Consider the following 21,270-nt stretch of genomic DNA (forward strand, 5'->3'; position numbering starts at 1 on the left):
GGGGGACTAAGGGGGTAAATATTAGTTGGTAGATAAGATACGGTTCGTGTCAATTTTGCACATCAAAAATTAATTTTGGATAATCGCGCATGCGTTGTTCCATGAGTTCGGGTGTATATTCAGAAAATTTAATGACCGTATCTTTACCACCATTGAGAATTATATTCCAAATTTTATCTTGGACACCGTTAGACTTGTCAGATAACACACTATCAATCGTTTGCCAGGTTTTGAAAATCTGTCGACCAATCACACAATGCAACGTTAAACCCTTCATGATCATGCCGGAAAATTTGTTGATCGTAAAATCGCCGTCTTTGATACCGAATAAAATCACCTCTCCGCCAAACCGGGTAGTGGCGATGCAATTATTCACCGATGAGTTAAAACCAGCCATTTCCATAGTGATATCAGCCCCTCGACCAGCGGTGAGTTTCAACACCTCAGCACAAGCCTGACTATCCCCTTTTGGCTGAATTAACACTGTCTGGTGAGCGCCTAATTGTTTAGCAATATCCAGATTATGTTGGTTGGTATCAACTCCAATTACTTGGCTAGCTCCAAACTGACGCGCCAATAAAATGGCAAACATACCAATTTGCCCACAGCCATAAATGACCACCTGTTTACCGCGCACATCTACCTTACTTAAACTGTGTACGGCATTACCAAATGGATCACAAATCGCAGCAATTTCCGGACGTAATTTTGTCAGATCAATCGGCCACAGATTTTTGGCAGGTAAGTTTACTTGTTCGGCAAAAATACCATCGGTGCTGATACCTAAAATGGCTTGATCCTGACATACTTCCGCTTCACCTAACTTGCACTGATAACAGTTTCCACAGGTAACATGTGAATCACCTGACACTGTATCTCCAACCTTAATACCATATAATTTTTCTACTTGCTCGCCCGCTGCTGTGACCTCACCGACAAACTCGTGTCCTAAAATACGCAACGTTTTATGCTGTTTGTCTAGTGAATTGGCAAATACTTCAGAAAAAGCGACGCGATTCCAAATGCCACGATCTGACCCACAGACACCGGCATATTTAACTTTTACCAGCACATGGGTAGCTTCGGTTAATGTCGGCACCGCAATTGGCCGTTTGATGAAGCCTTTTGATGTACTCCAACCGTCTTGTTTAAGATCTAATGTGAGAGCTTGAATATTAGTCATGCACCAGAGTATACAACAACTCTACATTTTTCGCGAGATCAGATATTTTGATATATTCATCTACGGTATGTAAATTACAGCCGCCTGTACCAATATTTACAGCTTTAATCCCATGTTTAATAAACGTATTGGCATCCGTTGAACCAACACAAGCCACTAAATTTGGTACAATATTCAAATCGGTCATGACACTCATGACATGTTTGAGTAATAGATCAGATTTTTTTAACTTATACCCATCCACCGCCACATTACTGCATAATTCCAGTAATCCACCATATGTTTCACAAGCATCTTGCAAGGTTTTACTCATGTGCTCAATTTGATCTTCTATTTTCCGTTTGGAAAAACTGCGCGCCTCACCATGCAGAAAAACTTCAGCTGGAATAGAATTACGAATACTACCACCAGTAATGATACCAATATTAGCTGTAGTTGTTTGATCAATTCGTCCTAGTTTCATATGGTGAATGGCTGTAGCCGCAATTTTAATCGCACTGATGCCCTTTTCCGGATCAACCCCTGAATGAGCCGCTTTACCACGAATGTTGACCCGAATATCGGCTAAATATGCCGAATGGTAATCTAGCTCACCAACGCCGCCTCCATCTATCACATAAGCGACCGGTGCATGAATCTGACTAAAATCCAACGCCGCCGCTCCTTCAGAAAAAGTTTCTTCACTGGTGGTAAAAATAATCTCCAAGGGTGGATGTTTTACACCACGTTCTTTTAAAAGCGTGATGGCTTCAATAATTTCAGCAATCCCCGCTTTATCATCAGCGCCCAATACGGAGGTACCATCGGTTTGAATCACATCACCCCGCACGACCGGCCGGATGCGCTGGCATGGCTGAACAGTATCCATATGCGCATTTAACAACAACGGCACCCCTTTACCCGGCAGATATCCAATTAGGTTTCCGGCTTTATCCACTTTGGTTTTTACACCCAGGGCGGTTAAATCTTTTTTGATCACCCGACTCAAAGCCGCCTCGTGGTGTGATGGGCTAGATATTTTGACATATTTTAAAAATGTTTTTACGAGACGGGTCATGTTGGTATGATAACACAAAATTTATATTGATGATTTTATTGTTTAATAATTTCAAAAAAAATAACCCCTCTCATGGGGTAGGTTGGCCAGGGAGGAGTGCGTCGTGCTGCACTTCAACTCCCTGGCTTGGGATCAGCAACCCATGCTGGGCTGCTGACTTCCCCGCTTCGGCGGTGGCGGGGGTGGCGACCCGATGTCGAAATCATCGACCTCGGCGTCGTCGTATCCATCAGTGTCGTCATCGACGGGGTTGCCGTCGATGTCGGTGTCGTCATCACCGTCCATTGGATGGGACGGTCGACGCGGCGGAGCAGTGAACTCCACCGCATCATCGTCCACCCGTGGGGGCGGCAGCCGGGGAGGCGACTCCTCCGGCTTTTTCGGTTCTGTTTTTTTGGGAGCTTCGGGGAGAACGTCCCCGATCTCCCACGAGCCGTTGTAGCACATCGGTCACCTCTCCTTTTCTTCGAATTTTTCGTTCATCTTCCGGAACGTTTCGGCATGTACCGGGTGATAGCCCGACACGTACTGACCGTTCGCGGTTTTGAAGTAGAAGGGCACGTTCGTACCCTTTTCACACAGGGCCGTAACCCCGTTTTTGGTTACTTGTTCCAACATTTCGTCCACGATGTTGTCTCCAGAACACAGGAATCTGAATGACCCCTCTCCTTGATGTCACAAATCTTGTGGTAGCAAGGAAAAAAGTCAGTAGAAATGGTTGGTCGGCGGAGCGTATCACGTGCTCAACACCGACCAGTTTTTTTTGGGGGCGACTCAGTCACCCCCGTAACCCGTGCCGATCCAGCGCGGATCGGTGTCGACCGGCTCGGTGGCCGGTTTCGGCGGGGAACGACGACGCTGCGGCGGCTGGGGTGGCGGGTTCCACCCTCCGTCGTGAGAATTATCAGGGATCGGGCGACGACGAGGTTCACGTTCTTCGGTCGGCATGGTCTCTCCTGGGACACAGAGATCTCCATGATCTCTTTCCCTGACAACACAACAAAATTATTGATTGGTGTGTTTTCAGTGAAAGAGGTTGGATGAGAGTTTTTTAAAGAAACCCTCTAAAACTTTGCCCCTTTTGGGGGCGCTCTCGCGTCACGGGACACCTCCTGGGATCAGATGATCCCGGTTGTCCAAACCGCAGGCTAGCGGCAGGAGCTGGCTACTGACTTTTATTCACATCTCCGGTTACACCTCCCTAGCCCTCCTATTGTAGGAGGGAATAAGAACAACCTATCTTACTCCCTTCCTAGAATAGGAAGGGTTGGGGAAGGTGTACACAGAAATGATTTAAGTTCAGCACTCAGCTCCCGGCTAATACAGCGGCCGGAACATATCTACGTTATCCTTTACTGATTGTCAATGAACCATTGAAATATCTACTAAAAATCCCGCTGGGTAAGCGGGTTAGACATTTCTGGATTCAACCTAGATTTCCTCTGCATCTAGTTGTATGTCTGTACCCGCTGACTTGGTGTAATAGTAGAACGACGCACAATGAGTGTGAGAGATTTTACTGTTAATTTCCAAGTTTGCGTGTACAGCATACTTGGCGACCAGACTACACAATGATTAAAATTTTGTAAAGTATTATTGTACGTAGTTATCCACAGACGGTGAAATTAAACCGGTAGAGACGTGCCGGCGGCACGTCTCTACCGGTTTAATTTTTTTGTTCAAGAACATTACGTATCATTTTTAGACCGTAATGCGGGTTAGTTAATATAGATTCAGGATGAAACTGTACACCTGTGATGGATAAACTTTTATGGCTAATACCCATCACAATATTATCTTTAGTTTTAGCGGTGACAACAAAACAATCTGGTACATAATCAGCGGCTAAAGAATGATAGCGACCGACCAATAATGTTTTTGGTAAACCCTGAAATATACCTGAACCATCATGGGTAATAACAGAACCTCGCCCATGCACTGGCTTGGGTAACACTTGTAAGCTGCCACCAAAAGCTTCAAGCATGGCTTGCATGCCTAAACACACACCAAATTGCGGAATGACTCCGGAAAACTTTTTTATGTAAGTTAGTAGCTTCCCCGCTTGAGCTGGGTTACCCGGGCCAGGTGAATAGACTAATAAATCTGGTTTTAGTTTTTTAATAACACTGACCGGAGTAGTATTATTTTTCACAATCACTTTTGCTCGACATTGGCGCAAATAGGCTACCAAGTTATACGTAAAAGAATCGTGATTATCAATCAACCCGATGGTTTTCATAAATATTCCAATATACTAGATTATCGCTCGTCGCCGCCGTAGATCCAGTTGTAATCCATTTTTTCGTAGGCGAACAACTCGGTATCACTAAAGAAACGGCTCACTTCAGCCTTGGCTGATTCAGCTGAATCCGACGCATGGATAATATTATATTGCACACTCATGGCAAAATCACCGCGGATACTACCGGCATCGGCGGCACGACCTTTAGTAGGACCAACAATTAAACGAATGGCATCAATCGCTTCATACCCTTCTAACACCATCATTACCACTGGAGCCGATTGCATAAACCGTTTCAAATCAGCAAAAAAAGGCTTATCGGCATGATGTGAGTAATGCTCAACTATTTTGGTATCATCAATACGTATCATTTTTAAACCAACTACCTTTAAACCTTTCCGTTCAAAACGATGGATAATTTCACCAAGCAAATTACGTTGCAAAGCATCTGGCTTTACAATAATGAGTGAGCGTTGATTCATTTGTGCAAAAGAGATTTAACCTTATCCACCACTTCTTGCGGTGTATGATTGGCTTTAATAAAATAATCCACCGCACCTAACTCACGACCTTTGCGCACATCCTCCTCTTGGCCCAAATTGGTGAGTAAAATTACTGGGATCTTGGCTGTGGTTGGATCCTTTTTAAGTTTTTTTAAAGCCACAAAACCATCCATTTTTGGCATGATAACATCCAACAGTATCACGTCTGGATGTTCACTGGTGGCTAACTGCATACCATCGGCACCATTATAGGCCGACAATATTTCGAACCCTTGGGTTTTAAACTTCCGGGTATACATCCCATGAAGCATTTCGTCGTCTTCGACTAATAGTACTTTATACATATCTTTCAGTATATCACCTGCTCTACCATTCGTCCAACCCGCAACAACTTACTTTCACTCCACTGTGGCCCAATAATCTGCACACCCACCGGTAAATTATCAACACTTCCCGCTGGCACTACTAAAGCTGGTACCCCGGCTAAAGATGGTGGAATAGTATAAACATCTTCCAAATACATTTGTAAAGGATCTTGGCTGTTCGCACCAATCACAAAGGCCGTACCCGGACACGGTGGTGTCATTAACACATCTACCTTTTTAAACGCTTCTGTAAAATCTTGCCGCACCAAACTGCGCACTTTCATCGCTTTGAGATAATAGGCATCATAATAACCAGACGATAAGGCATAAGTACCTAACATGATGCGCCGTTTCGCCTCGGCGCCAAACCCCTCTCCCCGACTGTTCATATAAACACTTAGTAAATCGGTGGTGTTATTACTCCGAAAACCATATCTAATACCATCAAAGCGCGCTAAATTTGAACTAACTTCTGATGGCACTAATATATAATAACTGGGCATGGCATAGGACGTATGTGGCATGTCTACCTCTATTACCTCAGCACCTTGTTTACTTAACTGATTCACTAAGTCATGCACTATTTTCTTCACGGCCGGATTTAAACCGTCAATTTCTAAATATTGTTTGGCTAGACCTATTTTTAGTTGGCTTATGGGTTGTTCAAGATTTTCAGTGTAATTAACCACTAAGTTTTCTGGCACGTTACTATCATGTTGATCTGGCCCGGCGATGGTTTCCATAATCATGGCTAAATCCTCGACTGATTCAGTTAAAGGGCCAACTGTATCAAATGATGACGCCATGGGAATAACTCCATAACGTGGTACCAAACCATACGTTGGGCGCATACCCACGACACCACAAAATGAAGCTGGCTGACGAATTGAACCTCCTGTATCACTACCAAAAGCAAAAGGTGCTAATGAAGCCGCCACGGCCGCCGCCGAACCACCAGACGAACCACCAGCCACGCGAGTAATATCAGCTGGATTTTTAGTTACCCCGAAACATGAGTTTTCAGTAGATGAACCCATGGCAAATTCATCGGCATTAGTTTTGCCCAACAACACTGCACCGGTTAACCGATTTATAACTGTAGCAGTATAGGGTGGTTTGTAGCCACGTAAAATATTTGAACAAGCTGTGGTCTCAATATCTTTTACACAATAAATATCTTTGGCAGCATAAGGAATTCCGGTAAATAAAGATTGTTTACCGGCTTGAATAAGTTTATCGGCTGCAGTGGCTTGCTGTAAGGCTAGTTCTTCTGTTACTAAAACATAAGCGTTCAACGCAGGATTTTTTTCTTTAATCTGTGTTAAATATTCGGTCGTTAACTTGGTGGCAGTAGTTTGACCACTATCTAATTGTTCACGCAGTTGTTTTAACATGGATACTTTTTACTTTAATGTGTCCCTCGGCTGTTTCAATGGCACTGGCTAACATCTGGTCACGGGTAAATTCATCGGTTATGTCATCTGGCCGAAGTCTATTCGATAAACCGGTGACACTGGCCGTTGGTACTACCCCAGTTGTGTCTAACTGATTGAGTTGATCAACATAATCTAAAATCCGCGATAGTTCTACCTGAAACTGTTTTACTTCAGTCTCAGTTAAAGAGATGCGCGCTAAATGGCTGATTCTGATTACTTCGTCATGAGATAAAGCCATGGCGACTAGTATAGCATATCTTTAAATTGTGTCTCGTTTATAATTTTAACCCCTAATTGCTTGGCTTTGTCATACTTTGAACCTGGTTCGGTACCGGCTACAACAAAATCAGTTTTAGTGCTAACACTACTGGAGATTTTTCCACCATGATCTCTTATTACCTGTTTGATACCATCACGTGAATACCCTTGTAAAGTGCCTGTTACAACAAACGTTTTATTTGTAAAGACGCGAAATTTCGCGTCTTTACCTGATGCTGGTTTTTGCAATGTGACATATTTCAATAATTCATTTAGATTATTTTGGTTTTTTTTATCATTAAAATATTCATAAATGCTTTGGGAAACAATAGTACCGATACCGGGAATCCCCTGTAGAGACGTTGCATGCAACGTCTCTACAGGGATCGTATCGACCGGGATGGTTCCAAAATGATTCGCCAATATAACCGCCGTTTCCTCACCAACATGACGAATACCCAAAGCATATAAAAATCTGGCCAGGGGTACTGTTCGTTTCGCTTGAATCTCGCTGATTAAATTAACCGCCGATTTTTCTGCAAAGCGATCTAATGGTTCAACGTCACCAATGGTTAATGTAAACAGATCAGCAAAATTCTTCACTAAGCCAGCCGCAACTAATTGATCGATTATTTTTGGTCCTAAGCCCTCAATGTCAAATCCGCCCTTTGAGACAAAATGATATAAACGTTCACGCTCCTGAGCAAAACATTTTGGATTGGTGCAATAATACGCCACCTCCCCGTCTGTTCGCCCAACTTTAGCACCACAGGCCGGACACAGTTTTGGAAACTGAAATGGCTGACTTTTTTTAGCGCGCAAATTTGGTAAGGTTTGAACTACTTCTGGGATAATATCACCCGCTTTTTGAATTATGACCGTGTCCCCCACCCGCACATCTAAACGTTCAATCTCATCGGCATTATGTAAAGTAGCGCGCGACACAGTTGAACCAGCGACAAACACAGGGCGCAAATGTGCCACCGGAGTAAGTGCTCCGGTGCGGCCCACTTGCACCTGAATATCTTCCACAACAGTAGTGGCTTGTTCAGCTGGAAATTTATAAGCAATCGCTCCACGTGGTGCTTTTCCGACTACACCCAACTGTTTAAACACAGCTAACTGATCGATATTCACCACTATGCCATCAGTCCAGTACGGTAATTTATCCCGTTTTTTTATTATTTGACTATGATATTTTTTTACCTGTTCTAAATTAGCACATAAAACATTATGCGGGTTAGATGGAAAACCAAATTTAACCAACGCCGCGTGCACATCCGAGTGTAATTTTAAACCTAGATCAGTCACGCAATCATAGGCCATAAAAGATAACTTACGGCTGGCCGCAATAGTTGGATCGAGCTGCCTAATGCTGCCAGCTGACACATTGCGTGGATTAGCAAATTTTTCCACACTGGTTTTATTGAGGTGTTCAAATTGTTGTTTCGTCATATACACTTCTCCGCGCACTTCTAACACCGCCGGAAATTCCCCGTGTAATTTTAGTGGAATCGACTCGATGGTTTTCAAATTGGCAGTGACATCTTCACCGATTTTTCCATCTCCCCGCGTGGCTCCCTGTATAAACATACCATGCTCATAACGCAGATTCACGGCTAAGCCATCCATTTTAATTTCAGCATAATAACTAATGTCACCGGAGACTAATTTTTTTATTTTTATCTCCCAATCACTTAATTCTTCTATAGAAAAAACATCATTTAAAGATAACATCGCCTGACTATGAGTAACTTTTTTAAAGTCTGGTAGCGGCTGACCACCCACCCGTTGGCTGGGAGAATCTGGTGTTAGGTATTCCGGAAACTGTTGCTCTAATTGGGTTAATTCATGTTTTAAGGAATCCAAGGCTGCTTCAGACAGAGCTGGTTTATCCAACACATGATACAAATAGCGTTGCTGTTCAATCTCGTGTTTGAGTTGATTGATTCTTTGCTGAGCGGCGGTTTGGTTCATTTGGTGACAGTTTGTTCAGAGAATAAAACAAAATCAAGATACGGATTCAACGTTGTATTCCACGGTGCGGTCACGCTCCCCTGGGATTGGCTTTTCGCATATGTCCCCGTACTATCAATCTGCACATAATTTTTGAGCGTTAAAGGTAAACCACCGCTGTCTAACGGAGTAACTAAGACAGCTGTGATCGGGCAGGTCATGGCTTTAACCCGGACTTTGTAGAGGTAATTACTATCAACCTCCAAAGTATATCCGTCACATACTGGTGCTGTACCAGTACATGGTACTTCATAGTGTGTGATTGGCATGGTTGGTTTAGAAATATCAATCCAAGTATCTTCTGTCCAACTGGAATAACTTACTTCAGCATGTGACAGACCGGCATCGCACGAACTACTTTCTACCCAAGTAATGGCAAGATTAGCCATATTAGCAATTGGTTGAGAACCGTCACTCACATCCCATTGCACCACCTCATTCTGGGCTAAATCATAACTATGATCTGACACAAAACTAGTAGTGAGAGTGTAACTGGAAGCATTCGATAACGTACTAGTAAAATCGGCGATGGTAGCTAATCCAGTAGTAGCATCGATCGTTTTAGCATTACGCGCATATTGTAAATAATACAAGCCTCTTTCTAAACCACTTTCCATGGCAAAGGTGGCGCGCGCATGCTCATTATAGGCAGTTGTGGTGCGCACATTATTTAAAATGACTGTCACCACAGTAGTGGTAATAACCATGGCTATTAACATAACCATCAGTACGAAGATAATAGTGGAACCGGAACGTTTAACGAGCATACTGTCTGGTGGTTAAAAATGTCTGTAATTTATATATTTGGCTCGCATCTTTGACACTATGTCCGGTGATTAATATCATGACACTTGGCTGATAATTAATATTCAAGGTTGGATCAGTTGGATTAGTCTGGGGGTAAATATAGAAAGACAAAGCATCGATCACTACATCGTTATGCACGGAAGTTGTGATCGGTGTGTCTATATCAGTCGCCACATTTTTTCTGATCACCTGGCCACCCATTAAAAAATAGCGATATGTTACCACCCCACCGGTGTCTGACACAGCTAAGTACAGATCATTCACCGGATTCACCAGTGGTATAATTGTATAACTAGAATAGGATATTTCAGCGCTAGTCATTTGACTGGCTAAAGTTTCTAGAAAAAAATTCATCTCTTCTTGCACATGTTGAGTATCAATCCCAGTGAGTGGTTTACGTAATGCTAAAATAAATAAATTAACCGTGACAGCCATCACCGTAGCAAACAGCGCCGCCGCAACGAGTAATTCAACCAAGGTAAACCCTTTACGATTGTGCATATTTCCAATCATATAACTGTTCTTCAATCACCCGACTGTGGGTACTACCATGACTCTCCCATTGTACTTCGGCTTTTACTTGTATGCCAATCTGCTGCGATAACGAACCACAATTTTGCTCGTCAGCCGATAATAAAACTTGTGTCACACCACCATCGGTTGAACAGATCGGATAAAGGGTGACAAACCGACGATACGGTGTGGTTGTCCAACCACTTCCGGGCGGAGCCAAAAATTGACGATAGAGCCCCGCTCCATTTTGATAAATAGTCGCTTGTGTCGCTGTAATACTATCTGATGTAAAATCTAAACTCAGAGCCGTTCCAGGATCACTTAAAGTTTGTTTCCATAAATAGATACCAGTATAATCATCTGTTTCAGTGCCACTATGCAGCCCATCATCATACACAACCGTTAGACCATTGTCTCGCTTTAGCCAATTACTATCTCGAATAAACCGTACCGCTTCCACATTTTCACGCGCCAAATATAAAGCTACGACATCTTGTACCGTAGTATTTGAAGAGGCTTGCGCATTAACTAAAGTGGTGATTAATGTCACCAAACCGGTGATAATAATAGTAATCGATAATAACACTTCAATTAATGTTTGACCAACTGAGAGAGAACGATGCATAACTTTATTCTATCACAGCCACCGCTGGATATACTTTAATTGTAGAAACAGTCATAGATTTTGGTTCACGGACAGTGAGGATAATGGTATTCGGGTCTAATCCACCGTTATACAATACACTATGGTCTGAACTGGTATTAAATTTTATTATACAATCACCTGTTGTACTGACATCGCCATTTTGCTCACACGATAAAACAATGACATTATCCTGTAAAATGGTAGTACTGAGTGTAGTTGTATCGGCTATTTGTTGTACGGTGCTGCTACCTAATGTAATAGATATACCATAAGCGGTGGGCATAATACCACCACAACAGCTTTGCCCGGTAAAGGCTTTGGTTCTGGCTAAAATCAATTCGGCACGCACTACATCACTACCATTTTCCAAAGCTTGGGAGGGAGATAAACGCCTCACCTGCATAACAACGCCCAATGTTATCACAATTAAAATCGCCAGTGTGACAACTAACTCAACTATAGTGAACCCACTGGGTTGATGTTTAGATTGGCAATTTAAGAAATGCATACAAATACCAGTGAACTATTTGATTACCCCATAAAAGTGCTACAACACCGGCTCCGGTTAAAAATGTGCCGAATGGTAATGCATCACCCATTTTTTTTGATTTTATTAATAATAATGGTAAGGCTACCAACGCTCCAGCGACGTACGCTAAAAACAAACAGACCACAATGTTTGGCCAGGCTAACATCACACCCAACATCACTCCTAAACGAATATCCCCACTCCCCACCCACCGACCTTTTGATAACACATATTGTGCCAAAAATATTCCACCACCTAAAGCCACACCCACACCAATATCAAACATAGACCCACCCAACAACACCTGACCAATTAGAGCAATAACCATACCAGATAGAGAAAAAACATCTGGTATGGTACTAAACAGATAATCCGATAAAAATATAGCTAGACAAATTGATACTAAAATCAAGTAAATAGTTAGACGGACGGGGTCGGTATAAAAAAATATCCCTAATAAAATAAATAATCCGGCTGTTACCGCTTCAACTAATGGATACTGTACGGAAATTGATTGCTGACAAAATAAACATCTCCCGCGTAATCCAATGTATGATAATAACGGTATTAAGGTATACCAATATAAAGTGTGATGGCAATGTGGACACTGTGATCGACCCTGTAATGATTGGGATTGATTGATCCGTAATACTGTTGCATTTACAAAACTGCCAATGGCCAAACCGGTTAGAGCCAAAAAAACGATGACAAAAATGGTTATATCCATGAGGAGATTATACCACATAAAATCATTAGGGAGGCGAAAAACCAGTAGAGACATGCCATGGCATGTCTCTACTGGTTTTATTAATATTTGGATTTCTTAATCCGACAAACAATACATTGGATCGACACAATCTAATGCGACGGCACTGTTACCATCAGATGATATAAAACTGACTGGGGCTTCCCAACCAGCATCAGCAACGGCATAGGCGTTATCATCATCACCATTTAAGGCATTATGATCAGTTTGTTCTAATTCTACCGCGACAAAATACTCGATTCCGGCTGCATTAGTGCCATAAGTGTATACATATGGGCTAGTATTAGTCGGATCGATTGGTAAAGCGGTTGTGTAAGGATCGAGTGATGTGCCAAATTCAGTCCAGGTGGTGTTATTAACATCATCGGTTAATGGGTAAGTGTTGTTTTCTCTATAATATATCTCTACCGCATTCTGAATTTGTTTCACATCAGCTAACCGTTTGGTATCCCGCGCTTTACGTTGCGCCGTAGTTAATGAAACTATAGCTAAAGTGGCTAATAAACCAATAATCGCGATCACGATTAAAAGTTCGATCAAGGTAAAACCTTGAGTTTGGTCAGTTTGTGTCCTCTTAAAGGTCATAACAGATTTGTTATTGATTAATTGCTGTGATTATAGCATAAATGTGAAAAAGACAAAAGGATCGCTGAAAAGATGAAGGGTCTGAAAACGCTGAAGAAGATTTATTTATATTACATTCTTTTTCAGCGTTTTCATGTCTTATTCATCTATTCAGCGATCCTTTCCCACAAAAACCAACAGAGACGCCCCACCGGGACGTCTCTGTACACTTGATGACATTATTTATTAAACATCACTCAGAAGCACAATAGATTGGATCGGCACAACTAAATGTGTTCAAGTCAGTAGCGCCAGTATCATTAGATGATACATAATCAACACCGGCAAGCCAGCCTGCAGTAGTGCCGACTATATAACTACCATCATCATCTCCACTTAAAGCAGTGTGACTGGTATCTTCTAACTTAGCACCGATAAAATACTCTGTACCGACTGAGTTAGCACCATACGTATATATTGATGTACCACTATTTGTTGGATCAACCGGTATATTAGTAATGTAATTACCAATGCCAGTTGTAGACCCGAATTCAGTCCATGTTTCGTTAGTAGTATCTGTGCTTAATGGATAAGCTGAACTTTCACTATAAAACAACTCCACAGCATTCTGTAGTTGTTTCACATCAGCTAAACGTTTGGTGTCACGGGCTTTACGTTGCGCCGTGGTTAACGACACGATGGCTAAGGTGGCTAATAAACCGATAATCGCGATAACGATTAAAAGTTCGATCAAGGTAAAACCTTGTTCATTTGTTTGTGTACGACTTATTGTCATAGCAAATTTATTAAGGATTTGATTAGTTAATATATCGATAGTATACCATACCGCTTAAACCTAAGCAATAGTCCGCCTTAGGAAATGGTATTGGTGGCACCATAAATTGGCGCTAAAATCCCATAGACCATAATGAATGCCCCTACCCCAAGAGTGATAATAATAATCGGTTCGATTAAACTGGTGATATTACTCAAACTAGTATCAACCTCTTGCACATAAAAATTGCCTAACTTCATTAAGATAGCATCAAGCTTGCCGGTTTCTTCACCGACACTCATCATCTGTGCCACCATGGGCGGAATGACGGTGCTCTTTAAAAAAGACGCCGAGATAGCGTTACCGGCTTCAACTTCCTTGATAGTATGAATTATTAAATCTTTATACACAGAATTACTGACAATATCAGCCACAATATTAAGAGCCGTTGGTAAGGGCACACCACTGCTGAGTAAATTGGATAAACTGATGGCAAACCGACCGAGCACAATACGCTGATAAATCGGTCCAATAATAGGCGCTTTGATTTTGAAATAATCAACCGAATAACGACCGCTCTCGGTACTGATAAAAAATCTGAAACCCACCACCGTACCCACGACAAGTATTAATATTAACCACCAAAAATGTTGTAAAGCATAACTCGCTCCAATCATAATCTGGGTTGGTAAAGGTATTTTGGCACCGCTTTGGGTAATAATTTCTGTAATGGGCGGAACAACATAAATTAACATGATAACGCCCACCGCCAACATCACACTAATAATAAACGCCGGATAAATCATGGCCCCGCGCACCCGACTCATGAGAGCGTAATCTTTTTCTTTTTGCGTAGCTAAATACTCAAAGACCTCATCCAACCGGCCAGTGGTTTCACCGGCGCGAATCATGTGGGTAAAAAATTGATCAAACACTTTTGGATACTTCCCCATCGCGGTGGATAACTTAGCACCCCCATCCACTTCAGAGGCGACATCAGCGATAATCTTTTTTAAGAAATTATTTTCCGTTTGGCGAGTTAATATTTTTAGAGCGCGCACTACTGGCACAGTAGCATTAATTAAAACTGATAATTGTCTGGCAAAAAAAGTGATATCCCGCACGGAAATGCGGTGCGAAAACTGTTCCCATCGTTCCGCTAGTGTGATTGTGGAACGTTCAGCTAATTCGATAACAATCAGTTGCCGTTCACGTAATTCTTCGTTAGCCACATCTAAACTTGGTGCTTCAATCACCCCTTTGGTTAATTGACCTTGAGCCGAGCGCGCTTTATAAACAAACAGTGCCATATTATGTTAAGTCAATGATTGATCAAAGGTTATCATACCATCATTCCGGCCACTTTCAATCAACATACCGATTTTATCAAATGAATCTTTTTTAATAACTGTTATCGTAGCGGCATTTTTGCGCAGTACTTCACAGGCGATGGTCACTTGTCCCCCGACATTGGTTTGTTTTAGCGCTATCACCGCTTCTAATTGATTACTTAAAACTTCCCGAATACTGGCTTGTTCATCCATCCGGAAACAATTTACAATGCTTGATAAAGCAGAGGCAACATTTGGTGACAATACTTCTAAGATAACTAATTTACCTGATTGCACGATCTGTAGAACTGTCCGCACAACACTGGCATCAATCGGTACATTAACTGTCACGATATCTATATCTTCTTGATATAATCTGGATAAAGCACTCGGCATATCTGACACATCTGTGCCCACTTCCACTTGCTCAATGATTGATTTATTGTCGGTAAAACGATATTCAATCGGCTGTTCGAAGGTCATAATGTGTGCCGCTAATGTCTGGTTGTATTCTTCAACCATACCAGATACCAGGGTGCTTTTACCCGTGCCGTATGTTCCGGCTACAACAATCAAACCTTGTTTTATGGAGACACATTGTTTTACGGCATCATGAATTGTCCAACGTGTTAAGGGTTGCACCACAGCCGGTATTAAACGAAAACTGGCACTGATATTCCCCTGCTGGGCATAGGCGTGAAATTTATACCGTGTCTTACCTTTAAAGGTTAATGTTACTAAAATATCTTTCTTTAACTGAAATTGTTCCCACTGTTGATCGGATAGTAGGGCTTGCACCACAGTAATAATAAAATCATTCGTTAATAATGGTTCACTGGTTAAAGGTTGGATACGTCCGGCAATACGCAGACTAGGTGGATTAGCGACGGTTAAATGCAAATCAGAGGCTTTGTATTCAGCTACACTAGCTAGCAATTTGGTCAGACGTAATTCAGTTGTGGTATCAAGTAAACCTGGCATATTATGTGTTATATTTTAGTAGCATTCCAAACTTCCTCCAGCGTGGTCAACCCACGCAGCGCTTTAATTAAACCATCTTGGCGAATTGTGAACATACCCTGAGCCTTTTGCTCGGCACTAATCTGATCGGCATCGTTGACACCACCATCACTAATTAATTTACGTAATGAGGGTGTGTTTTCTAAAACTTCACAAATCGCAATCCGACCATGATACCCACTATCCTCACAGAAACTACAGCCTTTACCTTGATACAGTTTAAACGGCGGCAATAATGTTACATCTCTCGGTAAGTAACTGATGGGCATGGTTTTTATTTCGGCCATCATTTCCGTTGCGCGATTTTTATCGACCGTAATGGGTTGTTTGCAATGTTCACAAATTTTTCGCACCAACCGTTGCGCTACAATCAAGCTGAGGGCACTAGCCACCAAGAAAGGTTCTACGGCCATATCAACCAAACGTGGAATCGCGCCAAAGGCATCATTAGTGTGCAAAGTGGATAAAACTTTATGGCCGGTTAGAGCCGCGTGAATGGCTAACTCGGCGGTTTCGTTATCACGAATTTCTCCCACCATAATCACGTCTGGATCCTGCCGCAACACGGAGCGTAAACCATTGGCAAAGGTTAAACCAATTTCCGGACGCATCTGTGATTGCGCAATACCAGGTAGATTATACTCCACCGGGTCTTCTAAAGTAATGATATTCACCCCCTCTTGGTTTAACATCACCAACATGGAATACAGTGAGGTACTTTTACCAGACCCGGTTGGGCCGGTGACTAAAATTAAACCGTGTGGATCAAGTAAATGTTTATTGATGCGATCTAAACTATGATCGGTAAAACCAAGATTCTGTAAAGTCACCACACTGGCTGAAGTATCCAAAATACGCATCACCACTTTCTCATTATCCAGTAATGGTAAAGTCGAGACCCGAAATTCGATATCGCGTCCATCAAAGCGCATTTTGAAACGCCCATCTTGCGGTAAACGGGTTTCATCTAATTTCATATTAGATAATACTTTAATACGCGCAATTAATGATTTATGTACTTTTAAGGGCAACACCAATGAGGTATGCAGCACCCCATCCATGCGGTAACGCACGCGTGATTCTTTACCGACTGGTTCAATGTGTACATCCGAGGCTTTCCCTTCAATGGCATGTTTTAGAATCACTTGAACCATTTTAGTCACCGGTGCTGTGTGCATCACTTCACCCGCTGCCACTTCAGTTTCACTCGTTAAATCCACATCATCAGTCGTGGTATTGGCAATGGCTTGCTGCACAGAACTATCCATATTGCCATATTGATGTAATACCTGTCGCACCGATTCTGTCGTGGCACTGAAATATTGAAACCGCAGTCGCTCTTGCCGACCAATAAAATCTAACACCTCCACTGCGCGAAAATCTTCCGGATTAACACACGCCACACTAACTATTCCACCCTCTAGTTTAAACGGCACCAACTGATAATTTTCCGCAATCTCCGGTGGAATAACGTGTAAGACATCGGTTGGTACCTGCTGCCCTTCTAAATTGACATATTGGATACTCAAAACAGCCGCTTTGGCTTGAGCCACTTGTTCAGCTGTCGCTAAATGATTCGTCTCTAGTTTAGCTAAAATTTCAGCTTGATCCGTACCGGTCGGTATGGCCGTAATAATATGTTGCGCCAACAGGTACTGTAAAACTGAAGTGATGAAATTATTCGGCATTGGGTGTTTTCTCTGGCGTCAAAAATGGTGCGGCGTGCCCTGGTTGAGTAGTCATAATACTTTTAGTCGATTCGTTCTTGGCCTGATCTAAGGCTGTAACGGTGTAATAATATGATACCCCGGGTGTGACATTGGTATCACGGGCTGACCAAACATCAATTGTGGTTTCCACTAACATTTGGCCTAATTGGCCGGCGGTGGTTGACCGATATAAGCGATAAGCCGTGACATCACTGCTTTGGCTGGCTTGCCAAGTGATCAATAAGGCTGTGTCTGTAGTATCAGATACAACTGATACTACTAATGGTGCCGCCGGTGGTGTGACATCAGTTGGAATAACTGTCACTGGACTACTCCACTCAGAGTAAACTTTTGTACTAGTGGCATCCAGATTATAAGATCTTAATGTATAAGAATATTTAGTATTATTTATAATTGTAGTATCAAAATAACTACCTTGTTTGCCCAAACCATCGGTGACAATAACTTGTTCATCACGCTTTATTTCGATGCCAGTATAATCTTGCCCTAATGGTACCGACCATTGAATTAGCACGCGGTTGCCCAATTTTGTATCCAGGGCTGAAATTTGGGTTGGCGGCAAAGGCACTCCAATCTTATTGGCAATACCAGACATTTGTTTAGCAAAATCCGGTGAATAATTTCCTTGATGATCAAACCACTGTCCGGATAAAACATTGGCCACCGGTAAATTGCTGACAACTTGAGCTTGCGTGGCCGTGGGCGCTGTTTGCTGAATAACATTAAACTGATCGGCTCGGCGCAACAAATACAGTTGCACCCCACCAATCCCTGCCGCTAACAAGCTCACGGTCATGAGTAGAATCACGCTCCAGCGTAAAAAATGAACGCGGCGTTGGACACTCATAAGGTGGGTGTGCGTTGATAAGTTTTTAACACAAATGTAAAGCTCGTTGTGCCCGGGCTGTAAGCCAAACTATCCAGTGTCATCAAATGTGGATATTGTTCCAAGTGACGAACGAGGGCTTTAAAATCTTCATATGTTACCTCTTCAGACGTCGCCGTCACATTAAGACTAAGAGTGACCGGCTCATAGATAGTTGGTGGTTCATTAGGTGTGGCTGAAACGTTGACACTATCAACCACAAACTGAGTACCCGATAATAATTGTTCCATTTCAGCATAAACTAACCCTTCGCTGTACTGCGCTGGTAATATCACATCCACCACCCTAAAAACTCTCCGATCAAGTTGCTCATAATTAGTTTGCATGGCGTCTAATTGCTTCACATACAACTGATGCTGACTAATAATATCGATAATATTGCTATAGGTCACACTGCCGGCCGTTTGCATGCGTTGATATTGTGGCCACAGTAAACCATAGCCTAACCCACCCACAATAATAATAATAAATACTAACGCGACATAACTATAATAGCGCTGTAACCATAAATTAAATTGTTCACTGCGACTGTTCATAGGCTCCGTTGGGTTGGAATTTTAAGACGGCTGGATCAACCTGCAAACTTAAATTAAACTGCACTCCACTATCCGATCGTGACACATTGGTCACACTAACTTCTGTTACCGCTGGATTATTCCGCCACACGGCCAACTGTTGTGTAATGGTAGTAAAATCTGGTGCCACAGCTTGTAAAGTCATAACGCCACTAGCATTACCAGAAAATCCGGAATAGCCCACACTCGGTAAAGTAGTTTGTTCTAACATTTGCAACCATTGTGTCCAATACATTTGCTGATCCAATAAACCTTGTACCGCCACTAAAGTGTCATTAGTGGCGTTCACTTCATTTTGTAATGTTGTGTAGGTTAATATTTTTTGATCAACCACATTCAATTCTTCAATCGCCGCTTGCGCTTTAAATAGAAACCACGCTTGATACCCCACCATACCTAAATACACTAAGGTGACTAACAAAACCGTGACCGTACTCAGCCGCAATAACCGATATAAACTAGCCTGCTGTTGGAGTGGCTGTTGAATGGAATTGGGGAGTAAATTTACACCGATCGCTCCCGGTACCAGTGCAGCCGGCTGCGTCATGGCACCACGCATATGGCTAACATTTTGCGCTACAACTTCACCCACATTGGTGGCATGACGTGATGATGCCGCCATTGGTGTAGGCGCTGGTATAGGTGTAGGCGCCGGAGCCGCCGGTGGAGTTGGTTTCACTACTGGTTTTACTGGAACTAGTGGAACAGGTGGAGTCGGTAAAACCAGTGCCACCGGTTTTGGTTGAACCGGTGCCACTGGTAAAGCTACTGGTGCCGGAACAGGCGGCGGTGGAGCCGGTGGTAATTGCTGTGGTTTAACTGGTGTCACAGGTTGAGTACTACCTGGTGCGGTATATTCAACCTCATACGCACCAGGCTTGGTTGACGACCGTTTGTTGCTTGTGCTAATAAAATCCACTGCCATAGCAGTTAAACAATTTCGCGCATGGCTAAACCAACCGCAATCGACATGCGTGGGCCAATTTCGGCTAACACCGGTTTAAGCTCTACTGGATACATCACCCGCGCCCAAGGATCACCAATTAACACTTTAACGTTCAATACTTGGGCTAAGTAGTTTGGTAAATTTGGTAGCCAGGCCGAACCACCAGTGAGAATAATTTTCTCAATCCGCGCCGAACTTTGATTGTGATACAAATTCAATACATAATTAATTTCAGTAACCACTGAAGACACCATGAATTCAATCCGTTTCGGAATTTGGTTAGTGCTGGAACCAGTGGCAATCAAACCAAAATCACGTTTAAATTGTTCAGCCCGTTCCACATCAACATTCAAACTACTGGCAATGGTCTTAGTAATAGTTTGCCCACCTAAATCGATACTGCGATTCACCACCGGTACACTCGCTACTACTACACTAATACTGGTGGTGGTGGCACCGATATCAACAATCATAATGGGTGCCCGATCGTGCCCCACCAAGGCTCTTTCTAGAGCAAAGGCTTCAGTTTCCAGTTTCACTAAATTCAAACCGGCCATTTTGAACAACTCAACATAATTATTCACCAAATCGGCTGGCGCGGCGGTTAACAAAATCTTTTTATATTTTTTTGGAGTAGACTTTAAGGTACTGGCACTATCTTTCGTTTGAGTATTTGGTTGAGTGTTTTGTGATGGAATATGTTCGTGATCGTCATAGTTAGTCAATTCATCATAAGACAACACCATTTTTTCCAGCGGCATGGGCACAATCTTTTTGGCTTCCCAATGCACCGCCGCATCAAGCTCTTTGGCTTTCATGTCCGGCAAAGTAATCACCGATGAAAACACGGTATAACTCGGTAAAGCCGCTACCACTTGGTTAGTGCTCACTTTAGCTTTATCCAACACTTTTTTCAGTGTTTCAACAATTTTTTGTTTCGCCTCAGTACTTTCAATTTTTAAAACTGGGGTAGGTTTTTCAATGTAACCATACGTTTGTAGTTTGGGACGGCCTTTTTCGTTCTTTAATTCAACAATTTTCAGAGATGCCCCACCAATGTCGATACCAATATAGGTTTGTGATCCACGAAATGCCATAGTGAAAAAATTATACCATTTTTTT

22 protein-coding genes are annotated in these 21,270 nt (G+C 42.5%); all 22 read right to left on the reverse strand.

All coding sequences use genetic code 11. From position 1 onward, the window contains the following. Nucleotides 1–49 precede the first annotated feature (49 nt). The gene (locus WCV88_01710; protein ID MFA6474899.1) at nt 50–1,183 is read right to left on the reverse strand and encodes an alcohol dehydrogenase catalytic domain-containing protein; all 1,134 of its coding nucleotides are present in this window, start codon (nt 1,181–1,183) and stop codon (nt 50–52) included. Then, a complete protein-coding gene (locus tag WCV88_01715; protein MFA6474900.1) occupies nt 1,176–2,240 on the reverse strand; it encodes a M20/M25/M40 family metallo-hydrolase in 1,065 nt (354 codons plus the stop codon). The genes WCV88_01710 and WCV88_01715 overlap by 8 nt, the downstream gene beginning before the upstream one ends. Nucleotides 2,241–3,906: 1,666 nt before the next feature. Next, nucleotides 3,907–4,479, reverse strand: coding sequence for an aminodeoxychorismate/anthranilate synthase component II (locus tag WCV88_01720; protein MFA6474901.1), 573 nt, complete (start codon nt 4,477–4,479; stop codon nt 3,907–3,909). A gap of 20 nt (nt 4,480–4,499) precedes the next feature. Continuing rightward, the gene (gene ndk, locus WCV88_01725; protein MFA6474902.1) at nt 4,500–4,964 is read right to left on the reverse strand and encodes a nucleoside-diphosphate kinase; all 465 of its coding nucleotides are present in this window, start codon (nt 4,962–4,964) and stop codon (nt 4,500–4,502) included. Then, nucleotides 4,961–5,329, reverse strand: a complete 369-nt coding sequence (locus tag WCV88_01730) for a response regulator (GenBank protein MFA6474903.1) — start codon at nt 5,327–5,329, stop codon at nt 4,961–4,963. The genes ndk and WCV88_01730 overlap by 4 nt, the downstream gene beginning before the upstream one ends. Nucleotides 5,330–5,334: 5 nt before the next feature. Further along, a complete protein-coding gene (gene gatA, locus WCV88_01735; GenBank protein ID MFA6474904.1) occupies nt 5,335–6,744 on the reverse strand; it encodes an Asp-tRNA(Asn)/Glu-tRNA(Gln) amidotransferase subunit GatA in 1,410 nt (469 codons plus the stop codon). Beyond that, nucleotides 6,725–7,024, reverse strand: coding sequence for an Asp-tRNA(Asn)/Glu-tRNA(Gln) amidotransferase subunit GatC (gene gatC / locus WCV88_01740; protein MFA6474905.1), 300 nt, complete (start codon nt 7,022–7,024; stop codon nt 6,725–6,727). The genes gatA and gatC overlap by 20 nt, the downstream gene beginning before the upstream one ends. Nucleotides 7,025–7,029: 5 nt before the next feature. Further along, complete coding sequence (gene ligA / locus WCV88_01745; protein MFA6474906.1) at nt 7,030–9,021, reverse strand: NAD-dependent DNA ligase LigA; 1,992 nt, start codon at nt 9,019–9,021, stop codon at nt 7,030–7,032. Further along, nucleotides 9,018–9,827 carry a hypothetical protein gene (locus WCV88_01750; protein MFA6474907.1) on the reverse strand — a complete coding sequence of 270 codons (810 nt, stop codon included), beginning with the start codon at nt 9,825–9,827 and terminating at the stop codon, nt 9,018–9,020. Before WCV88_01750 ends, ligA begins: the two co-directional genes overlap by 4 nt. Continuing rightward, nucleotides 9,817–10,368 (reverse strand): prepilin-type N-terminal cleavage/methylation domain-containing protein, encoded by a 552-nt coding sequence (locus WCV88_01755; GenBank protein MFA6474908.1) that lies wholly within the window; start codon nt 10,366–10,368, stop codon nt 9,817–9,819. Before WCV88_01755 ends, WCV88_01750 begins: the two co-directional genes overlap by 11 nt. Further along, on the reverse strand, nt 10,355–11,005 hold the full coding sequence (locus WCV88_01760; GenBank protein ID MFA6474909.1) for a hypothetical protein: 651 nt from the start codon (nt 11,003–11,005) through the stop codon (nt 10,355–10,357). Before WCV88_01760 ends, WCV88_01755 begins: the two co-directional genes overlap by 14 nt. A gap of 4 nt (nt 11,006–11,009) precedes the next feature. Continuing rightward, nucleotides 11,010–11,534 carry a prepilin-type N-terminal cleavage/methylation domain-containing protein gene (locus WCV88_01765; protein MFA6474910.1) on the reverse strand — a complete coding sequence of 175 codons (525 nt, stop codon included), beginning with the start codon at nt 11,532–11,534 and terminating at the stop codon, nt 11,010–11,012. Beyond that, nucleotides 11,509–12,282, reverse strand: coding sequence for a prepilin peptidase (locus tag WCV88_01770; protein MFA6474911.1), 774 nt, complete (start codon nt 12,280–12,282; stop codon nt 11,509–11,511). The genes WCV88_01765 and WCV88_01770 overlap by 26 nt, the downstream gene beginning before the upstream one ends. 96 nt (nt 12,283–12,378) lie before the next feature. Beyond that, nucleotides 12,379–12,906: a prepilin-type N-terminal cleavage/methylation domain-containing protein gene (locus WCV88_01775; GenBank protein ID MFA6474912.1), complete on the reverse strand. Its 528-nt coding sequence runs from the start codon at nt 12,904–12,906 to the stop codon at nt 12,379–12,381. Between the two features lie 232 nt (nt 12,907–13,138). Then, nucleotides 13,139–13,681, reverse strand: coding sequence for a prepilin-type N-terminal cleavage/methylation domain-containing protein (locus WCV88_01780; protein MFA6474913.1), 543 nt, complete (start codon nt 13,679–13,681; stop codon nt 13,139–13,141). 77 nt (nt 13,682–13,758) lie between these two features. Further along, nucleotides 13,759–14,970 carry a type II secretion system F family protein gene (locus WCV88_01785; protein ID MFA6474914.1) on the reverse strand — a complete coding sequence of 404 codons (1,212 nt, stop codon included), beginning with the start codon at nt 14,968–14,970 and terminating at the stop codon, nt 13,759–13,761. 6 nt (nt 14,971–14,976) lie between these two features. Then, complete coding sequence (locus tag WCV88_01790) at nt 14,977–15,972, reverse strand: ATPase, T2SS/T4P/T4SS family (protein MFA6474915.1); 996 nt, start codon at nt 15,970–15,972, stop codon at nt 14,977–14,979. 8 nt (nt 15,973–15,980) lie between these two features. Continuing rightward, nucleotides 15,981–17,699: a GspE/PulE family protein gene (locus WCV88_01795; GenBank protein ID MFA6474916.1), complete on the reverse strand. Its 1,719-nt coding sequence runs from the start codon at nt 17,697–17,699 to the stop codon at nt 15,981–15,983. After that, the gene (locus WCV88_01800; protein MFA6474917.1) at nt 17,689–18,588 is read right to left on the reverse strand and encodes a hypothetical protein; all 900 of its coding nucleotides are present in this window, start codon (nt 18,586–18,588) and stop codon (nt 17,689–17,691) included. Before WCV88_01800 ends, WCV88_01795 begins: the two co-directional genes overlap by 11 nt. Then, nucleotides 18,585–19,163 carry a hypothetical protein gene (locus WCV88_01805; protein MFA6474918.1) on the reverse strand — a complete coding sequence of 193 codons (579 nt, stop codon included), beginning with the start codon at nt 19,161–19,163 and terminating at the stop codon, nt 18,585–18,587. The genes WCV88_01800 and WCV88_01805 overlap by 4 nt, the downstream gene beginning before the upstream one ends. Next, entirely contained in the window at nt 19,147–20,127 is a 981-nt protein-coding gene (locus tag WCV88_01810) for a hypothetical protein (GenBank protein MFA6474919.1), read from the reverse strand. Before WCV88_01810 ends, WCV88_01805 begins: the two co-directional genes overlap by 17 nt. Nucleotides 20,128–20,132: 5 nt before the next feature. Then, nucleotides 20,133–21,245, reverse strand: a complete 1,113-nt coding sequence (gene pilM, locus WCV88_01815; protein MFA6474920.1) for a pilus assembly protein PilM — start codon at nt 21,243–21,245, stop codon at nt 20,133–20,135. Nucleotides 21,246–21,270 lie beyond the last annotated feature (25 nt).

The organism is Patescibacteria group bacterium (genome assembly GCA_041665365.1).
Lineage (GTDB): Bacteria > Patescibacteriota > Patescibacteriia > UBA9570 > UBA9570 > UBA9570.